The organism is Bradyrhizobium sp. McL0615 (genome assembly GCF_049993905.1).
Lineage (GTDB): Bacteria > Pseudomonadota > Alphaproteobacteria > Rhizobiales > Xanthobacteraceae > Bradyrhizobium.
In genome coordinates this window covers 2,301,032-2,315,295 of the sequence record NZ_CP188254.1, presented here as the reverse complement: position 1 = coordinate 2,315,295, position 14,264 = coordinate 2,301,032, and the positions used below count along the sequence as shown (strand labels likewise).

The window sequence follows — 14,264 nt, the reverse complement described above, 5'->3', positions numbered from 1 at the left end:
CGACATCTGCCTGGACGAATGCCCGCTTTGCGCCACAAGCGGTCGTTCATCCAACGGCCGCAGGGCTGCGTTTCGGCGCAAGCTCAGCTCCCTGCCGCAACGCTTCGATCAGACTGCGTTCGTCGGCAATGCCCTTGCCCGCGATATCGAAGGCCGTTCCGTGATCGACCGAAGTACGGATCACCGGCAAGCCGACGGTTATGTTCACGCCGGCCTCCAGTCCCAGCACCTTGATCGGGCCATGACCCTGATCATGATACATCGCAACGACCATGTCGTAGTCGCCCCGGCCAGCGAGAAAAAACAGCGTGTCCGCAGGCAACGGGCCTCGCACATCCCAGCCTCGGCGTTGACAGGCCTCGATGGCGGGCGCGATTTTCGTTGCTTCCTCACCTCGGCCGAATAGCCCGTTTTCCCCGGCATGCGGGTTGATAGCGCAAACGCCGATCTTTGGATTGAGAAGGCCGGCGCGCACCAACACCTCATGCCCGCGGGTTATGACCCTTTCGACCAGGCCGGGCTCAATTTTGTCGATGGCGTCCAGCAGACCGATATGCGTGGTGACGTGGATGACACGAAGTTTCGATGACACGAGCATCATCGAGACCTCACGCGTGCCGGTAAGATAGGCCAGCAGTTCGGTATGGCCCGGATATTTATGCCCGGCCGCGTGCAGCGCTTCTTTGGAAAGCGGTGCGGTACAGATGGCCTGCGCGGAGCCTGCCTGCACGACCTGGACGGCTCTTTCAATAAAGCGATAAGCTGCCTCTCCCGCTGTCGCAGACATCTTGCCGAACGGCAAGTCATCCGGCACGAGGTTCAAGTCCAGGCACTGTACGGCGCCCGAAGCAAAATTCGCATCGTCCGCATCGCGCAGCGCATCGATTTCAAGCCGCTCGCCGACGATCTTGCCTGCCTTACGCAAGCGATTGGCGTCACCGATCACCAGCGCATTACAGATTTCACGTGTTTCCGGCTTTGCTAACGCCTTCATGATCACTTCGGGCCCGATACCGGCGGGGTCGCCCATCGTGATCGCAATCGTCGGACGGGTCATATAAAGCTTCCTCTGGTTCGAACGGCGCGAAGGCGCTCATTGATGCGGATGAGGCTATACTCATCTCCGAACGCGCCCGCTTTGGTGGCTATCGGGACCGACAATGAGCCAAGAGTTAGTCCGAGCGGAACGCCCGGCTCCATCTCCTCAGCAAGACGGATACCGATGACGCCGAACCTCGACAAGAGTGCCGCAGCGGTTTCGCCGCCCGTGATGGCAAATGCACCGATGACGGGTACCGTGATTTCCAGCGTATCGGCCAAGCTTGTAACGAGCTCGGGGCCAAGCGACATGTCGGGAGACCCATTGTTCATGATCTTGACGAGGACATCTCCGCCGCCAGCAAGTCGCTCCTTGATGGTTACGGCGACGGCTGCCCGCTCAGCACCATTTTTGCGCAATATTTCCGGCTCAATCGGGAAATAGGCCACGGTCCCGGTCTCATTCAAACGACGCGCGGCAGCCCCCGAAGCCTCGGCGAGCGAGCCAACGACGGTCAATATACCGTATTTGCTGGCAGGAATGCGCAGCGGCTCAACGATCTTACTGACGTCAAGGCAAGCCAGCGCATGCGCCAGACCTGAGCTGCCGATAAAGACGCTGGCAGGCGAGGCTTGCAGGGCCGCCTTTGCGATCAGGCGCAGGTCGTCTTCAGTCTCCGCGTCGCAGACAGCAACCGTTTTGCCTTCGTCAGCTAACCCAGCGAGAATGGATTTCAACTGGCTACTGCGGACGGCGGCAAGCAAAACTTTCTTGCTGCAAATGCCAGCGGTTGCAAGAACGTTAACAAGATCAGCCTTGGGATAGGTATGGTCGCGTCGCCAAAGGTCTGTTTCCTCGAGCGCACGGCCATTGACGAGGATGCGGCCGTTCCTGGTCGTGCGACCGGCCGCAGGAAAGGCGGCTGAAAGCACCCCAAATGCCGAACCTGATCGTGATCGCAGACAGTCGAGTGTCGCCGCAATCTCCGCTGCAGGCTGCCCCCGCAAGGTCGAGTCAATCTTTTTGAAGAAGAAGCGCCCTGATACTGGCTGGCTCGCCAGCACCTCTCTGTGACGAGCAGCGGCGGCATCGGCCGAAAGACTCCGGCTTGCGGTGTCGTAGGCCAGAATGGGCTCCTGACTTCGCACATTTTCGATGTCACCCCAGGTCACCACTGCCGCCAGGCCGCGGCCGCCGAGCGCGATCGCGCAGTCTGCGGCCCCGGTAAGATCGTCTGCGAGAATCAACCAACGACGGGTCATCGTGAGGAACAATACTTGAATAATTCGATCTTTGCGCGAACCATAGACGGGCGTGGTGAGCAAGGAGGCGGCACGCTGATGTGATATCGGACTGCCAGCGCGGCGAATGCGGCGTCTGCGCCGTCGATGTCGTTGCCGTCGAGGGCGAGATCGACCATCGCGATGTGTTCTTCAGCGATCAGCAGAAGCACGACAACCGCAAGATCTGCCCCTGCGTGTCGCGCGCGATCGGTGTCGTCACCATCGACACGCTGTACCGGCCGGAAGTGGCGCATCGTTAAGCGAATTTCGATGCGGGTGGGGAAACTCTCTCCACACGAACGGTGTCACTCGCTGCAGCAGCCCGCCCCTCCGCCGCATGCGCGAGCGGAAGCTCAGCCTTTCGGCAGACCAGGTCGCGCGCTCATAAACCAGAAATGTCCGCGTGGGTTTTGTCCAAGAAGCGTTGAACCGCTTCGAGATGGGAGTTATTCTTAAAAAATAGAACAAATGTTCGCCTATTGAACAAATTAGATTGAGGAGGATGCGATGGTCTGCAAGTTGACGGCGCTCGCGGTTGTTGGCGCGGGAATGTGGTTCGCTGGCGCTGCACCTGCGGCGGCCCAGCAGGGAGACCTCAACGCGCCTGACCTCGTCCTCATCAACGGAAAGGTGCTGACGCTGGACGAACAATCGACCGTGACGGAGGCGGTCGCCGTCAGGGAAGGAAAGATTCTCGCGACTGGAAGCAGCGCATCGATCAAGTCGCTTGCCGGCGCCCGGACGCGCGTGCTCGATGTATCCGGCAAGACCGTCATTCCCGGATTGATCGATACTCACGCTCACTTCAAGGCAGCTGGTCTTGCCGACTATGTCGTCAACATGAGCCGAGCGAAGACGGTCGCGGAAGCGCTTGAGGCGATCAAGGTATTCGCGGCCAAGAAGAAGCCCGGCGAGTGGATCGTGGGTGGTGCGTGGCATCCGCCGTCGCAACTCGCCGAGAAGCGCTATCTGACCAGGCAGGAGATCGATAGCGTCGTTCCAGACAATCCGGTCTACCTGCGCACCGTCGGGCATTTCTCGATGGCGAACACCATGGCTCTGCAGAAGGTAGGGGTCGACAAGACCACTGCGGATCCGAGCGGCGGATCCTTCGAGCGCGACGCTGCCGGTGAATTGACTGGCGTCCTCGTCGAGACCGCGATCGATCGGGTTGAGAAGGCCGTGCCGCCGTGGACGGAAGACGATGAAATACGGCAGTTCACAATTGCCGAAAGCGTGCTGAACAGCTTCGGAATCACGAGCGCGGTCGAAGGCGCAACGGAAGCCCGCGATATCCGTACGCTGCAGAAGCTTGCCGCGTCCGGCAAAGCGACCTTGCGCACCGGCGTGATGTTCCGGCCAGAACCCCCTGCCGATCTCACCGCATGGGAAGCGATCATGTCGGGCAACGGGGCCTCGTCGGGTTTTGGCGACGATTGGCTCAAATTCGCCGGCATCAAGATCTTCTACGACGGCGGCATGACGCTGAAGACAGCCCTAATGCGCGACGTCTATCCTGATTCACATGACAACTACCACGGCATCGCGCAGCAGACGCCCGAACGGCTGAAGCAACTCATCTCGATCTGCAACCGCTACGGCTGGCGTGTCGGCGTGCACGTCGTCGGCGACCTCGGTATCGACCAGGTGCTCGACGCGCTCGAGTCAGCCGACAAGGAAAAATCGATCCGGGATCGTCGTTTCGTCCTCATCCACGCCAGTCTGATCAGGCCGGAGCAGATGGAGCGTGCGCACAGGCTGGGAGTCCGCATCGATTTCCAGAACGTCTTCATGTGGGACAAGGCCGCGACCGTCGAGCGGTTTCTGGGGCGGGCGACCGCTGACCGCGCCGTGCCGACCAGGACGATGATCGCGAAAATGGGGCTCGACAGTCTCGGCGCCGGAACGGACTTCCCCGTTAATCCGATCAACCCGTTCCTCAACATGTACATCATGGTGACCAGGAAGGATCCGAATGGAAACGTCTACGGCGCTTCGGAAGCCATCAGTCGCGAGCAGGCCCTGCGCCTCTACACCAGCGCGGCCTCGCACTACACCTTCGAGGAAGCGCAGAAAGGGACGATCGGGCCCGGAAAGCTTGCCGACCTCGTGGTGCTCTCCGCGGACTACATGGCCGTGCCGGAAGAGCAGATCAAGGACATCAAGGCGGACCTGACGCTGGTCGGCGGCAAGGTCGTCTTTCAGCGCTGAACCGCAGCCTCGGCAAACGAGACATCGAGACGCAAAGGAGAACCGCACGATAGTGAGCAAACTTCAGAACGATCTGATCACCCGCATCGGTTCCCTCGGAAGGATTCGAGTCAGGATTCTGGATCGTGCATTCGCGAGTTGCTTTCGCCACTCCGATTTGAAGTCGGTAGCGGACGCGCCGCTCCAGTAATCGCCCGAACCAGAGCAGGCTCATCGGAGCAAAAGCAGGCACAGTCCATACGAGAAGGCTTTTCAGGATTTCAGTGCGCGACAGTCCGGCGGTGAGCATCGCAGAATGCTGTTCGCGAGGATTGAGTGCTCGCCCGTGACGATGCGGTGATCGAGCAGAGCGGCGACTTCTGCACATGGCGCCAGAAGCAGACATTGCTGCACGGCCTTCTCAAGATCCCGCGCAGTCATCGGTAGATGCTTACTCCTGCTGAGCTCAGCCAATAGATTCTATTCAGTCATGTTGCTGACGCATTCTCTGTCTTAGTCGATGAGAACTAAGAACACCTGTGCGAGGACCACACTGGTTCCCACAACGGTTCCACTGCCCCGATTGGCACGATCCGCAAAAAATTGGCGCGAGTTCGTCAACGCTTCCGCGTTCGACAGCCAGTTTTGCGGCATCGGGAACCGAACGTTCTAGAAAATCAATCAAGGAGTTCTGATGTTGTATCGCTCGCGCGCCGCAATTTGCGGCGCCGTACTTGCGCTTGCGTGCTCTGTTACCGTTGCTCGAAGCGAAGTCGTTGCAGTTCATTCAAGTGCCGTCGTCGATGAAGCGTCCGGGGATGCGATCGTTGGCGCTGCATCCACATACAATCCGTTCCGGCCCGGATGGCGGGAGGGTGGCCCGAACACGGCCTCCGGCGAGCGCTATGATCCCTCTGTCTGGGCGGCTGCCATCAAGACGAGCTTGCGCCAGAAATTTGGTGGGGTCCAATTTGGCGCGAGGCCGAAGTACGCCCTCGTTGAAGCTGTGGGCAAGAAGATCATCGTCAAGATAAATGACGTGGGGCCGCTAACGCCTGGCCGCATCATTGACCTCAATGAGCGGGCGATGCGCTATTTCGATCCGAGCCTGCAGCTCGGGGTCATTTATAGCGTAATAGTCAGGCCGCTTTTCGGCGACTATTGGATCCCCGGCCCGGTTGGCTGAACATCGCACGGGTAAGAAGCAGAGCATGACATCAGAGTTTCGCCGAATGTCCGCTCTGCACCGTGAACCGCCACCGGCGGCAAACCGATGCGCACGCGCGCGGACTTCAGGCGCTGGCTTGATCAGCCGCAATTCCAGACCGGACCGATCGGCGTCCGCGTCCAGCACGGGCCGAAGCTGCCGCCATTGTAGCGACCGCCGTAAAATCCAGGCCTGCCGAAATAGTGCCAGTCGCCGTCGTACCCGTAATATTGTGGGACGGGATCGATATACCAATGGCGCTGGTTGCGGCGCGCCATGCGCGAAGCCGAAGCTTTCTCGGCGTAAGGCGGAATGGTGTTATTCGGCGGCTGACGATAGCCCGGCAGGAAGCCGTATCCGTGCCAGCGTGGCGCCGGCCGTTTGTGAGCCGGCTCAGCCGGCGCGACGGTCGGCAGCAGGGACAGGACGACAGCAATCAACAGAAACATGAGGCGCGACATCACCGCACCATAGACGGCCGGCCGCAGAGAGGCGATTCAAATCTGAGTGCACGGTACAACGCAGCTGCTTCCATCACGCCTAGGCCTGCTCGGGAAACTTCACCGCCTCCAGCGCCGTCTTGCCGCGAATCATGTCGGAGGCTTTGTCGGCGATCATCAGCGTCGAGGCGTTGAGATTGGCCGAGATCATCCGCGGCATGATCGAGGCGTCGACCACGCGCAGGCCTTGCAGGCCGTGCACGCGCAACTGATCGTCGACCACGGCCCATTTGGCGTCCGCCGGTCCCATGCGGCAGGTGCAGCCGGGATGGAACGTGGTGGTGCCGCGCTCGGTGGCGGCGGCGAGCAGCTCATCGTCGCTCTGCACCTTGGGTCCGGGGAAATCCTCATAGGCGTAATACGGCGCGAGCGGCTTCGACGCGAGCAGCCGGCGCGCCAGCTTCATGCCGGCGACGACGACGCGGCGGTCGATCTCCTCGACCAGGTAATTGGTCTGGATGATCGGCGGCGCGAACGGGTCGGCGGAGCGGATGCGGACATAGCCGCGGCTCTCGGGGCGCTGCTGCCATGAGGCCACCGTCATGCCCGGCTCGTCCTCGAGCTGGCCCTGCACGCCTTCCTTGTAGCTCGCCGGCGTAAAGGTGAGCTGCAGGTCGGAGCTCTCGGTGGTCTCGCCGGAGTGCCAGAAGCAATAAACCATGGTCGGCGACAGCGACAGCAGGCCGCGCCGTGTCGTGGCCCATTTCAGCGCCTCGACCCACAGGCTTAGGCCGCGACGGAGTTCATTGATGGTTTGGATGTTCTTGACACGCGCGACCGAGCGCGGCGCGTAATGGTCCTGCAGGCCTTCGCCGACGCCCGGCAGCGCGTGGCGGACCTCGATGCCGTGCGATTGCAGCAATTCCGGCGAACCTATACCGGACAGTTGCAGCACCTGCGGCGAGTTATACGTGCCGCCGGAAAGGATGACTTCCTTGCTCGCGCGCACCTCGACAGGCGTGCCGCCCTTTCCGCCTTTGAGATAACGCACGCCGACCGCGCGCTTGCCCTCGAAGATGAGGTTGGTGACATGCGCATGCGTACGCACATCGACATTGCCCCGTTTGCGCGCCGGATGCAGGAACGCCTTGGCCGCGCTCATGCGCAGGCCGTTCTCGATGGTGCGCTGGCAGTAGGACACGCCCTCCTGGATCGCGCCGTTGTAATCGGGATTGCGCGGAATCCCGAGGCTGACGGCGCCTTCCATGAAGGCTTCGCACAGCGGATCGTTCCAATCCATGGTGGTGACGGTGAGGCTGCCGTCGCGCCCGCGATAGGTCTCGTCGCCCTCGCCGACCCGGCGCTCCAGCCGCTTGAAATAGGGCAGCACGTCCGGATAGCCCCAACCGCGATTGCCGAGCTGCGCCCAGGTATTAAAATCCTGGCGCTGGCCGCGGTTGTAGATGTGCCCGTTGATCGAGGACGATCCGCCCAGCGTCTTGCCGCGCGGCGCATAGATGCTGCGGCCGCCGGTCCATGGGCCCGGCTCCTGCTGGTAGCCCCAGTTGACGCTCTTCATGTGGAACGTCTTGATGAAGCCGGCCGGCAGATGAATGTAGGGATGCCAGTCCGTCGGCCCCGCTTCCAGCACACAGATGCGGCTCGCGGGATCTTCGCCGAGCCGGTTGGCGAGCACGCTGCCTGCGGAGCCCGCGCCGATAATCACATAATCGAACGTTTCCATTGTTTCGCTTCTGGCGCGGCTTCGCTACCGCGGCTTGTCGTTGAGTTGATAGGTGAGATGCGCCTTCACCGTCGGCCATTCGGCTGCGATGATGCTGTAAACCACGGTGTCGCGCAACGTGCCGTTCGGCGCGATCTGGTGACTTCTCAGAATACCGTCCTGCTTGGCGCCGAGGCGCTCGATGCCGCGGCGGCTCTGGTGATTGAAGAAATGCGTGCGGAACTCGACCGCAATGCAATTCAACTTCTCGAACGCATGCGTCAGCAGCAGCAATTTGCACTGGGTATTGAGCGCGCTGCGCTGCACACGCCTGGCGTACCAGGTCGAGCCGATCTCGACGCGACGGTTGGCGGCATCGACGTTCATGTAGGTCGACATGCCGGCGATTTTGCTATCGGCGTCAAACACCGTGAACGGCAGCATCGAGCCGGCCGCGAACAGGCCGAGGCGGCGGTCGATTTCCTTTTTCATGTTTTCGGCGGTCGGGATGAAGGTGTACCAGAGCTTCCACAGCTCGCCGTCGCTCACGGCTTCCACCAGTCCGTCGATGTGATCGTGCGACAACGGCTCCAGCCGCGCATGCGCGCCCTGAAGGGTCACCGGTTCAAGAAAGGCCATTCAAAAACTCCGTTCTCACACCGTCATTGCGAGCGCAGCGAAGCAATCCATCTATCCACGTGTGGCAACATGGATTGCTTCGCTGCGCTCGCAATGACGGACGTTATCACTTGTTCAAAAAATTCAGCGCCAGCCCGGGCCGCGCCCAGTCCATCGCTATCAGTTCACCCTTGCCCGAAAGCGTGATGTACGCCGTCTTCAATTGAGGCCCGCCGAAGGCGATATTGGTGGTGACGCGGTCGCCGGTCGGCACCTGCTCCACCAGCGTGCCGTCGGGCGCGATCACCGAGATGCAGCCCGAGACCAGCGTCGCGACGCAGACATTGCCCCCCGCTTCCACCGCCATCGAATCGAACATCTGGTAGCCGCCGAGCCCCGCGATCGGCTTGCCGCGCTCGCCGCGATAGATCACGTCGCGCGGCTTGATGGTGCCGGGCTCCGAGATTTCATAGGCCCACAACCGCGCCGTCGGCGTCTCCGCGATGTAGACCGTCTTCTCGTCCGGTGACAGGCCGATGCCGTTGGCGGGCAGCACGCCGTGCACGGCCTCGACGATCTCCTTCATGCCGGGCTTGAGATAGTAGAACGCGCCGACATCCATCTCGCGAGCGCGGCGCTTGCCGAGATCGGAGAACCAGAGGCCGCCGTGCTTGTCGAACACCAGGTCGTTGGGCCCGCGCAGGGCGTGCTCGCCGCATTTGGTGACGACGGTCTCGACCTTGCCGCTCTGCATATCGACACGCTGGATCGAGCCGCCCTGATAGTCATCGGGCTGCGGCCCCGGCATGATCATCTTGCCGGTGGGAACCCAGCTGAAGCCGCCATTGTTGCAGATGTACATCTTGCCGTCGGGGCCCAGCGCCGCGCCATTGGGGCCGCCGGGAATTTGCGCGACCACCTCTTTCCGCCCGTCGGGATAAACCCGCGTCAGCCGCTTGCCGCGAATTTCGACCAGCACGACCGAGCCGTCGGGCATGACGACCGGGCCTTCCGGAAATTCCAGATCGGTGGCGAGAACGCGGATATCGGCCATGAATCCTCCCGGCTTGCTTTTGGCTGCAGGCGGATTTTGGCTCGACCCCGCACGCGCAACAACTCGTTGCGCCATGTTATGGCAAAGCAGATCACGCTTGCCAAGCAACCGCGGGCAATCCCGCGGCGCAGGGCAGCATTGCGGCGGCGCTATTCCCGCACCGGAATCCAGATCTCCAGCCCGCCATTGCCGGTGGCCGGATCGAATTTTTCGTCGTAGCGCTCAAAACTTGGCGCGTCGGCGGCCTTCATGCGGGATGCCGGCAGCCAGTGATTCCAGATCGTATGGACGGTGCGGCGGATGGTTGAGATGTGCTCGGCGTGGGTGAACACGGCGTATTTCTGTTCGGGAATCCGCACGCGCGCGAACTCGCGCGGCAGGTCGGAGAAATCGGCGACTTCGACGCCGGCGACGTAGTCGAAATTGCCGGCATCGTCGCCGTTGCAGCAGACGCCATAGGCGACCTTGCCGATCCGCGCCGGGATGTGGTCGACGGTATGGTGAAACTGGTGCCAGAGATTCGGAATGCCGGCGCCGCTGTTTTCATGGGTGCAGCGCTCGGCGATGCCGGAGACCAGAAACGGTTTTGAGGATTCAAAACGCGGGGGCTTGAGATTTTCGAGCAGGGTTGAATCCATGACGATAGGCTCCTGAAGCTTGAGACGATCGAGGCACGTTGTGGCGCGAACCATCTCCGGCGTGACGCCGAAATGATCGCGGAACGCGCGGGTGAAAGCTTCGTGAGAGCTGTAGTCCGCATCCAGCGCGAGGCTGAGAATATCGGGAGCGCCGGCCGCGAGCGCCTGCGCGGCCTTGCTGAGCCTTCGGGCACGCACATAGCGCATCACCGAAAACCCGGTGGCGGTGGCGAACGCCCGCACCAGATGGAAGCGCGAGACGCCGGCAATGCCGGCAACGTCATCGAGCGTCAGCGGCGCGGCGAGATGGCTTTCGATGTACCAGAGCGCTTTCTGGGCCGGATTCATGACTGACAGCTTTCCTGCGAAGCTTCCGCATTATGCGCTGCTGCTGCGCGCTTCATTTGACAATCCTTGCTCTCCGCTTCCGCCGCTGACAATGTATTCAAAACACAATGGGAGGAACCATGCTGATCACTGATGTCCGGGCCCACCATATCCGCATTCCCTACGACGCGGGGGTGGCGAGCTTCAAGCAAGGCGCCTCGGCGATCTCGGCGCTCGAAATCGTCATGGTCGAGGTTTCCACCGATGCCGGCATCACCGGCTGGGGCGATGCCTTTGCCTATGTCTGTCCGCGAAGCAGCTATACCGCCATCGAGGAAATGATTGCGCCGCAGGCGCGGGGCCTTGAAGTCCCCGATGCCGCCGATATTCCCGCCGTCATGGAACAGATCCAGCGCAACCTGCATCTGTTCGGCCGCTATGGCATCACCATGTTCGCGATCTCCGCGCTCGATATCGCGCTGTGGGACCTTGCGGCCAAGGCGAAGGGCGTGCCGTTGCATCGGCTGATCGGCGCCGCGAAACGCACGCGGATTCCGGCCTATGCGAGCCTGCTGCGAATCGGCAAACCCGAATTGATCGCAAGCGAATGCGAGACCGCGCTGCGGCTGGGCTACAAGGCGATCAAATTGCATGAAACCACGGCGCCTGCGGTATTTGCCGCGCGACAGGCGATCGGTCCCGGCATTCCGCTGATGGTCGATCTGAACTGTCCGCTGAACGGCGAGGAGGCGATCGCTTTCGCGCATTCCTGCCGGGATGCCGCGCCGCTGTTCATCGAGGAGCCGGTCTGGCCGCCGGAGGATTTTGCCACGCTCGCCGAGGTGCGAAGCAAAGGCGGGCTCAACGTGGCGGCCGGAGAGAATGCCTGCACAGTTCATCAGTTCAGGCAGATGATGAAAGCGGGTGCGGTAAGCCACGCGCAACCCTCCGTGATCAAGGTCGGCGGCATCAGCGAATATCTCGGGGTTGTCGCATTGGCCGACGAACTCGGCGTCAGGCTCGCGCCGCATTCGCCCTATTTCGGGCCAGGCTTGCTGGCGACGCTGCAACTGCTGGCGCTGCGCGACGACGCCAGCTTCGTCGAGATGTTCTACATGAAGCGCGCCGCATGCCTGTGGCGCGGCCGCGTCGACGTCGATGCCAACGGCGATGTCGAGGTCCCGCAGGGGCCCGGCCTCGGCTATGAACCGGACAAGGCCGTCATGGAGCAATACCGCGTGTCGTGAGCGGAGGGATGCGCGCCGCTACTTGGTGCCTTCCTTCGGCGCGGGCGCTGCATCCTTCGCGGGCGCAGCATCCTTCGTCGCGGGTGTGGCGGCCTTCTTCGCGTCGTCCGCCACCTTGTTCTGCGCCGCCTGCATGTCGCTGACGACCTTCTGCAAGCCAATGACCGCGCCCTTCAGCGCCTCGATCTGGCGGTTGGTGGCGTCGATCTTCTGCTGATGATCCGTCGTCAGCTTGGTGATCGTCTTCTGCAGGAAGTCGACGTTGCTCTGCAGGCAGGATGTGCGCCGCTCCATCGTCTTTTCGACGGTACAGATCTCGATGCCGGGAACGTCCTGCGCCTGAGCAGTCGCCGGCCATGCCGCCGTCCACAGCGCGCAAGCGGCGAAGGTGATCCGGGCTATCGGAGCCATCATCAAAAATCCTCGATCCAAAGCATCAGCACACGGGGAACGTCCATCACGGCAATTTGCACGAAGCGGAAACCCCACCCCAGTGATACCATACTGATACCTCATTCAGGCGTTGTGCTTCATCCCCTTAATGGTGGATGGATTTTGCCGCGAACTCACGCCGGTGTTTGCCGGTCGCGGCAGTGGAGATTGATTGTATGGCAACGCGTGAAAAACGGCTGGCGCAATTCGACGGGAATGGGGATCCGCCGGTGGACCAGCCAGTGGAAGTTCTTTGCGAGGATCACAGCGGAACCTATCAACTGCCTTTCGCCTGCCGCTGGATCGACGGGCAATGGCGCAACGACAGGACCGGCGGCATGGTCGAGGCCACGGTAGTCGGATGGCGGCTGCCGCGTTCCAGCGCGATGTGATCTCGCCACAAACCGGCCGCGCATTGTGCCAGAATGCGACGGAACCGCGCTTGATCTTTACGTTCGGAACGGCGACGGAACGAATCGCGCCCGAATCACTGTTTCTGCGCCGTACTCCGTTGTTCACGGCTAGATGTCGTCCGCAATCCGAGGCGGCGCACCACATCCAGCACCACAACAATCGGCCGCAGCCAGCGGCCGACGACAAAGGTTAATTCCTCGGGGGACGACATATCGTCACTTCCAGGGAGTCGGAGGCGGCACCTTGTCGACGGCCGGCGGCACGTCGACGGTCTTGAAATCGGCCGGGCTGACGATCTCGAGGTACTCCATGTCCTCCGAGTAGTCGTACAGGTAATGCGTGATGCCGGCCCGCTGGTGGACGACGTCGCCGGCCTGCACCAGGGTCGACTTGTCCTCATACATGAAGCGCGCCCAGCCCTTGGTCATGATGACGATCTGAAATTCGCATTCGTGCTTGTGCCAGCCGGTGCCCTCCTCGGGCGGCAGGTCGGGGTTGGCCTTGACCAGATGGCAGATCACCTGCCCGCCGGTGGCGTCGGCGATGCCGAGATCGCGATACAGAAAGAAGTCGCGCAGACCCCCGCCCTTGAATTCGGTATCGCCGGGTTTGACGTGAGAGAATTTGCTGATGACAGCCTGCTTGTTCATGGAAGCCTCCAGGGTTCGCTTTGGCGAGATCGCGACCAGGCGAAGAGCGTCCAAATTTTCGGCAGCGTCGCATCGTCGCGTTCACAGCTGCATGTTGCTATGCGAAATCCGCGCCACGCGCGCTGCAGTGCGGCGATCGCGCCGGCAGCAGTGCACCGAAGCGATTGGCAGCAAGCAGAAATTCGGTTTCAGGACCTGGCGAAAAGCGGCCAAAGCAACGGCCGCACGTCGCGCGCGGCTGGCACCGGCTTGAGCAAGAGCTGCCCGTTGCCTGAGCCCTTCAAGCGGGCAAGGCCGCGCCAGGCTTGCCTAATATTCGACCTCGAGCTCTTCGATATCGGCGGGCTCGGCCTTGGCGGCCTCGATCCATTCCTGCATCTCAGGCATCGCCATGATGGTCTTGGCGTAGGCCGCAAGCTTGGGATCGAGCTTGACGTCATAGGTCACGAAGCGGGTCACGACCGGCGCGTACATCGCATCGGCCATGGTGCGTTCGCCGAACAGGAACGGACCGCCTGATTCCGCGAGGCATTCGCGCCAGATGGTGCAGACCCGGTCGATATCGGCCTGCGCGCGCGACCAGATCTTGAAGCCCGGGAAATGGCCCTTCAAATTGACCGGCAGCGAGGCGCGCAGCGTGGTGAAGCCCGAATGGATTTCGCCGCAGATCGAGCGGCAATGGGCGCGCTGGATACGGTCGGCGGGCAACAGGCCAGCGTCCGGCATGACCTCGTTGAGGTATTCCCCGATCGCCAGCGTGTCCCAGATGGTGGCGCCGTCATGGCGCAGGCACGGCACCAGGATCGACGACGACAGCAGCAGGATTTCGGCCCGCGCCGACGCATCGTCGGGGGCGGTAACAACCTCCTCGAATTCCAGCCCCGAGAATTTCGCGAGCAGCCAGCCGCGCAGCGACCAGGACGAGTAATTCTTGCTGGAGATGGTCAGTGTGGTCTTCGCCATATGGCCCCTCGAACCGCCAAAACGCCTTTGACCCACGTA

General features: G+C 61.8%; 15 protein-coding genes and 1 pseudogene. 5 read left to right on the top strand and 11 right to left on the bottom strand.

What is annotated here, in order from left to right; genetic code table 11:
- Positions 1-46: 46 nt before the first annotated feature.
- Both pdxA and ACPPVP_RS11060 read right to left on the bottom strand, forming a co-directional pair.
- Positions 47-1,057 (bottom strand): 4-hydroxythreonine-4-phosphate dehydrogenase PdxA, encoded by a 1,011-nt coding sequence (pdxA, locus tag ACPPVP_RS11065; protein ID WP_426534021.1) that lies wholly within the window; start codon positions 1,055-1,057, stop codon positions 47-49.
- Entirely contained in the window at positions 1,054-2,364 is a 1,311-nt protein-coding gene (locus ACPPVP_RS11060; RefSeq protein WP_426534019.1) for a four-carbon acid sugar kinase family protein, read from the bottom strand. The genes pdxA and ACPPVP_RS11060 overlap by 4 nt, the downstream gene beginning before the upstream one ends.
- Before the next feature lie 14 nt (positions 2,365-2,378).
- On the opposite strand from ACPPVP_RS11060, the pseudogene ACPPVP_RS11055 reads away from it, so the two are divergent.
- From ACPPVP_RS11055 to ACPPVP_RS11045, 3 genes and pseudogenes are all read left to right on the top strand, one after another.
- Positions 2,379-2,582, top strand: a pseudogene (locus ACPPVP_RS11055) (2Fe-2S iron-sulfur cluster-binding protein); the annotation flags it as partial.
- A gap of 247 nt (positions 2,583-2,829) precedes the next feature.
- Positions 2,830-4,533: an amidohydrolase gene (locus ACPPVP_RS11050; protein ID WP_426534017.1), complete on the top strand. Its 1,704-nt coding sequence runs from the start codon at positions 2,830-2,832 to the stop codon at positions 4,531-4,533.
- A 673-nt stretch (positions 4,534-5,206) separates the two neighbouring features.
- Positions 5,207-5,698 (top strand): RlpA-like double-psi beta-barrel domain-containing protein, encoded by a 492-nt coding sequence (locus ACPPVP_RS11045; protein ID WP_426534015.1) that lies wholly within the window; start codon positions 5,207-5,209, stop codon positions 5,696-5,698.
- Between the two features lie 122 nt (positions 5,699-5,820).
- Here ACPPVP_RS11045 and ACPPVP_RS11040 read toward each other — a convergent pair whose 3' ends face one another.
- The 5 genes from ACPPVP_RS11040 to ACPPVP_RS11020 form a co-directional block, all read right to left on the bottom strand.
- The gene (locus ACPPVP_RS11040; RefSeq protein WP_426534013.1) at positions 5,821-6,180 is read right to left on the bottom strand and encodes a hypothetical protein; all 360 of its coding nucleotides are present in this window, start codon (positions 6,178-6,180) and stop codon (positions 5,821-5,823) included.
- Positions 6,181-6,259: 79 nt separating this feature from the next.
- The gene (locus ACPPVP_RS11035) at positions 6,260-7,903 is read right to left on the bottom strand and encodes a GMC family oxidoreductase (protein WP_426534011.1); all 1,644 of its coding nucleotides are present in this window, start codon (positions 7,901-7,903) and stop codon (positions 6,260-6,262) included.
- 24 nt (positions 7,904-7,927) lie between these two features.
- Positions 7,928-8,521: a GNAT family N-acetyltransferase gene (locus ACPPVP_RS11030; RefSeq protein WP_426534009.1), complete on the bottom strand. Its 594-nt coding sequence runs from the start codon at positions 8,519-8,521 to the stop codon at positions 7,928-7,930.
- Between the two features lie 106 nt (positions 8,522-8,627).
- The gene (locus ACPPVP_RS11025) at positions 8,628-9,554 is read right to left on the bottom strand and encodes an SMP-30/gluconolactonase/LRE family protein (RefSeq protein ID WP_426534007.1); all 927 of its coding nucleotides are present in this window, start codon (positions 9,552-9,554) and stop codon (positions 8,628-8,630) included.
- A gap of 149 nt (positions 9,555-9,703) precedes the next feature.
- The gene (locus ACPPVP_RS11020; RefSeq protein WP_426534005.1) at positions 9,704-10,540 is read right to left on the bottom strand and encodes a GyrI-like domain-containing protein; all 837 of its coding nucleotides are present in this window, start codon (positions 10,538-10,540) and stop codon (positions 9,704-9,706) included.
- A 119-nt stretch (positions 10,541-10,659) separates the two neighbouring features.
- On the opposite strand from ACPPVP_RS11020, the gene ACPPVP_RS11015 reads away from it, so the two are divergent.
- Positions 10,660-11,766 (top strand): mandelate racemase/muconate lactonizing enzyme family protein, encoded by a 1,107-nt coding sequence (locus ACPPVP_RS11015; RefSeq protein WP_426534003.1) that lies wholly within the window; start codon positions 10,660-10,662, stop codon positions 11,764-11,766.
- An 18-nt stretch (positions 11,767-11,784) separates the two neighbouring features.
- On the opposite strand, the gene ACPPVP_RS11010 is transcribed toward ACPPVP_RS11015, so the two are convergent.
- A complete protein-coding gene (locus tag ACPPVP_RS11010) occupies positions 11,785-12,180 on the bottom strand; it encodes a hypothetical protein (protein WP_426534001.1) in 396 nt (131 codons plus the stop codon).
- 194 nt (positions 12,181-12,374) lie between these two features.
- Here ACPPVP_RS11010 and ACPPVP_RS11005 point away from each other — a divergent pair, with 194 nt between their 5' ends.
- On the top strand, positions 12,375-12,590 hold the full coding sequence (locus tag ACPPVP_RS11005; RefSeq protein ID WP_426533999.1) for a hypothetical protein: 216 nt from the start codon (positions 12,375-12,377) through the stop codon (positions 12,588-12,590).
- A gap of 95 nt (positions 12,591-12,685) precedes the next feature.
- Here the strand turns inward: ACPPVP_RS11005 and ACPPVP_RS11000 are convergent, their stop codons facing one another.
- From ACPPVP_RS11000 to ACPPVP_RS10990, 3 genes are all read right to left on the bottom strand, one after another.
- The gene (locus ACPPVP_RS11000; protein ID WP_426533997.1) at positions 12,686-12,823 is read right to left on the bottom strand and encodes a hypothetical protein; all 138 of its coding nucleotides are present in this window, start codon (positions 12,821-12,823) and stop codon (positions 12,686-12,688) included.
- A 4-nt stretch (positions 12,824-12,827) separates the two neighbouring features.
- Positions 12,828-13,262 (bottom strand): cupin domain-containing protein, encoded by a 435-nt coding sequence (locus ACPPVP_RS10995; protein WP_426533995.1) that lies wholly within the window; start codon positions 13,260-13,262, stop codon positions 12,828-12,830.
- Between the two features lie 309 nt (positions 13,263-13,571).
- Positions 13,572-14,225 carry a glutathione S-transferase family protein gene (locus ACPPVP_RS10990; protein ID WP_426533993.1) on the bottom strand — a complete coding sequence of 218 codons (654 nt, stop codon included), beginning with the start codon at positions 14,223-14,225 and terminating at the stop codon, positions 13,572-13,574.
- Between the last annotated feature and the right edge of the window lie 39 nt (positions 14,226-14,264).

What these genes read in the sequence shown, in the direction of transcription:
- pdxA (WP_426534021.1), bottom strand. Translation starts at nt 1,057, where the DNA reads ATGACCCGTCCGACGATTGCGATCACGATGGGCGACCCCGCCGGTATC.
- ACPPVP_RS11050 (WP_426534017.1), top strand. Translation starts at nt 2,830, where the DNA reads ATGGTCTGCAAGTTGACGGCGCTCGCGGTTGTTGGCGCGGGAATGTGG.
- ACPPVP_RS11045 (WP_426534015.1), top strand. Translation starts at nt 5,207, where the DNA reads ATGTTGTATCGCTCGCGCGCCGCAATTTGCGGCGCCGTACTTGCGCTT.
- ACPPVP_RS11040 (WP_426534013.1), bottom strand. Translation starts at nt 6,180, where the DNA reads ATGTCGCGCCTCATGTTTCTGTTGATTGCTGTCGTCCTGTCCCTGCTG.
- ACPPVP_RS11035 (WP_426534011.1), bottom strand. Translation starts at nt 7,903, where the DNA reads ATGGAAACGTTCGATTATGTGATTATCGGCGCGGGCTCCGCAGGCAGC.
- ACPPVP_RS11030 (WP_426534009.1), bottom strand. Translation starts at nt 8,521, where the DNA reads ATGGCCTTTCTTGAACCGGTGACCCTTCAGGGCGCGCATGCGCGGCTG.
- ACPPVP_RS11025 (WP_426534007.1), bottom strand. Translation starts at nt 9,554, where the DNA reads ATGGCCGATATCCGCGTTCTCGCCACCGATCTGGAATTTCCGGAAGGC.
- ACPPVP_RS11020 (WP_426534005.1), bottom strand. Translation starts at nt 10,540, where the DNA reads ATGAATCCGGCCCAGAAAGCGCTCTGGTACATCGAAAGCCATCTCGCC.
- ACPPVP_RS11015 (WP_426534003.1), top strand. Translation starts at nt 10,660, where the DNA reads ATGCTGATCACTGATGTCCGGGCCCACCATATCCGCATTCCCTACGAC.
- ACPPVP_RS11010 (WP_426534001.1), bottom strand. Translation starts at nt 12,180, where the DNA reads ATGATGGCTCCGATAGCCCGGATCACCTTCGCCGCTTGCGCGCTGTGG.
- ACPPVP_RS11005 (WP_426533999.1), top strand. Translation starts at nt 12,375, where the DNA reads ATGGCAACGCGTGAAAAACGGCTGGCGCAATTCGACGGGAATGGGGAT.
- ACPPVP_RS11000 (WP_426533997.1), bottom strand. Translation starts at nt 12,823, where the DNA reads ATGTCGTCCCCCGAGGAATTAACCTTTGTCGTCGGCCGCTGGCTGCGG.
- ACPPVP_RS10995 (WP_426533995.1), bottom strand. Translation starts at nt 13,262, where the DNA reads ATGAACAAGCAGGCTGTCATCAGCAAATTCTCTCACGTCAAACCCGGC.
- ACPPVP_RS10990 (WP_426533993.1), bottom strand. Translation starts at nt 14,225, where the DNA reads ATGGCGAAGACCACACTGACCATCTCCAGCAAGAATTACTCGTCCTGG.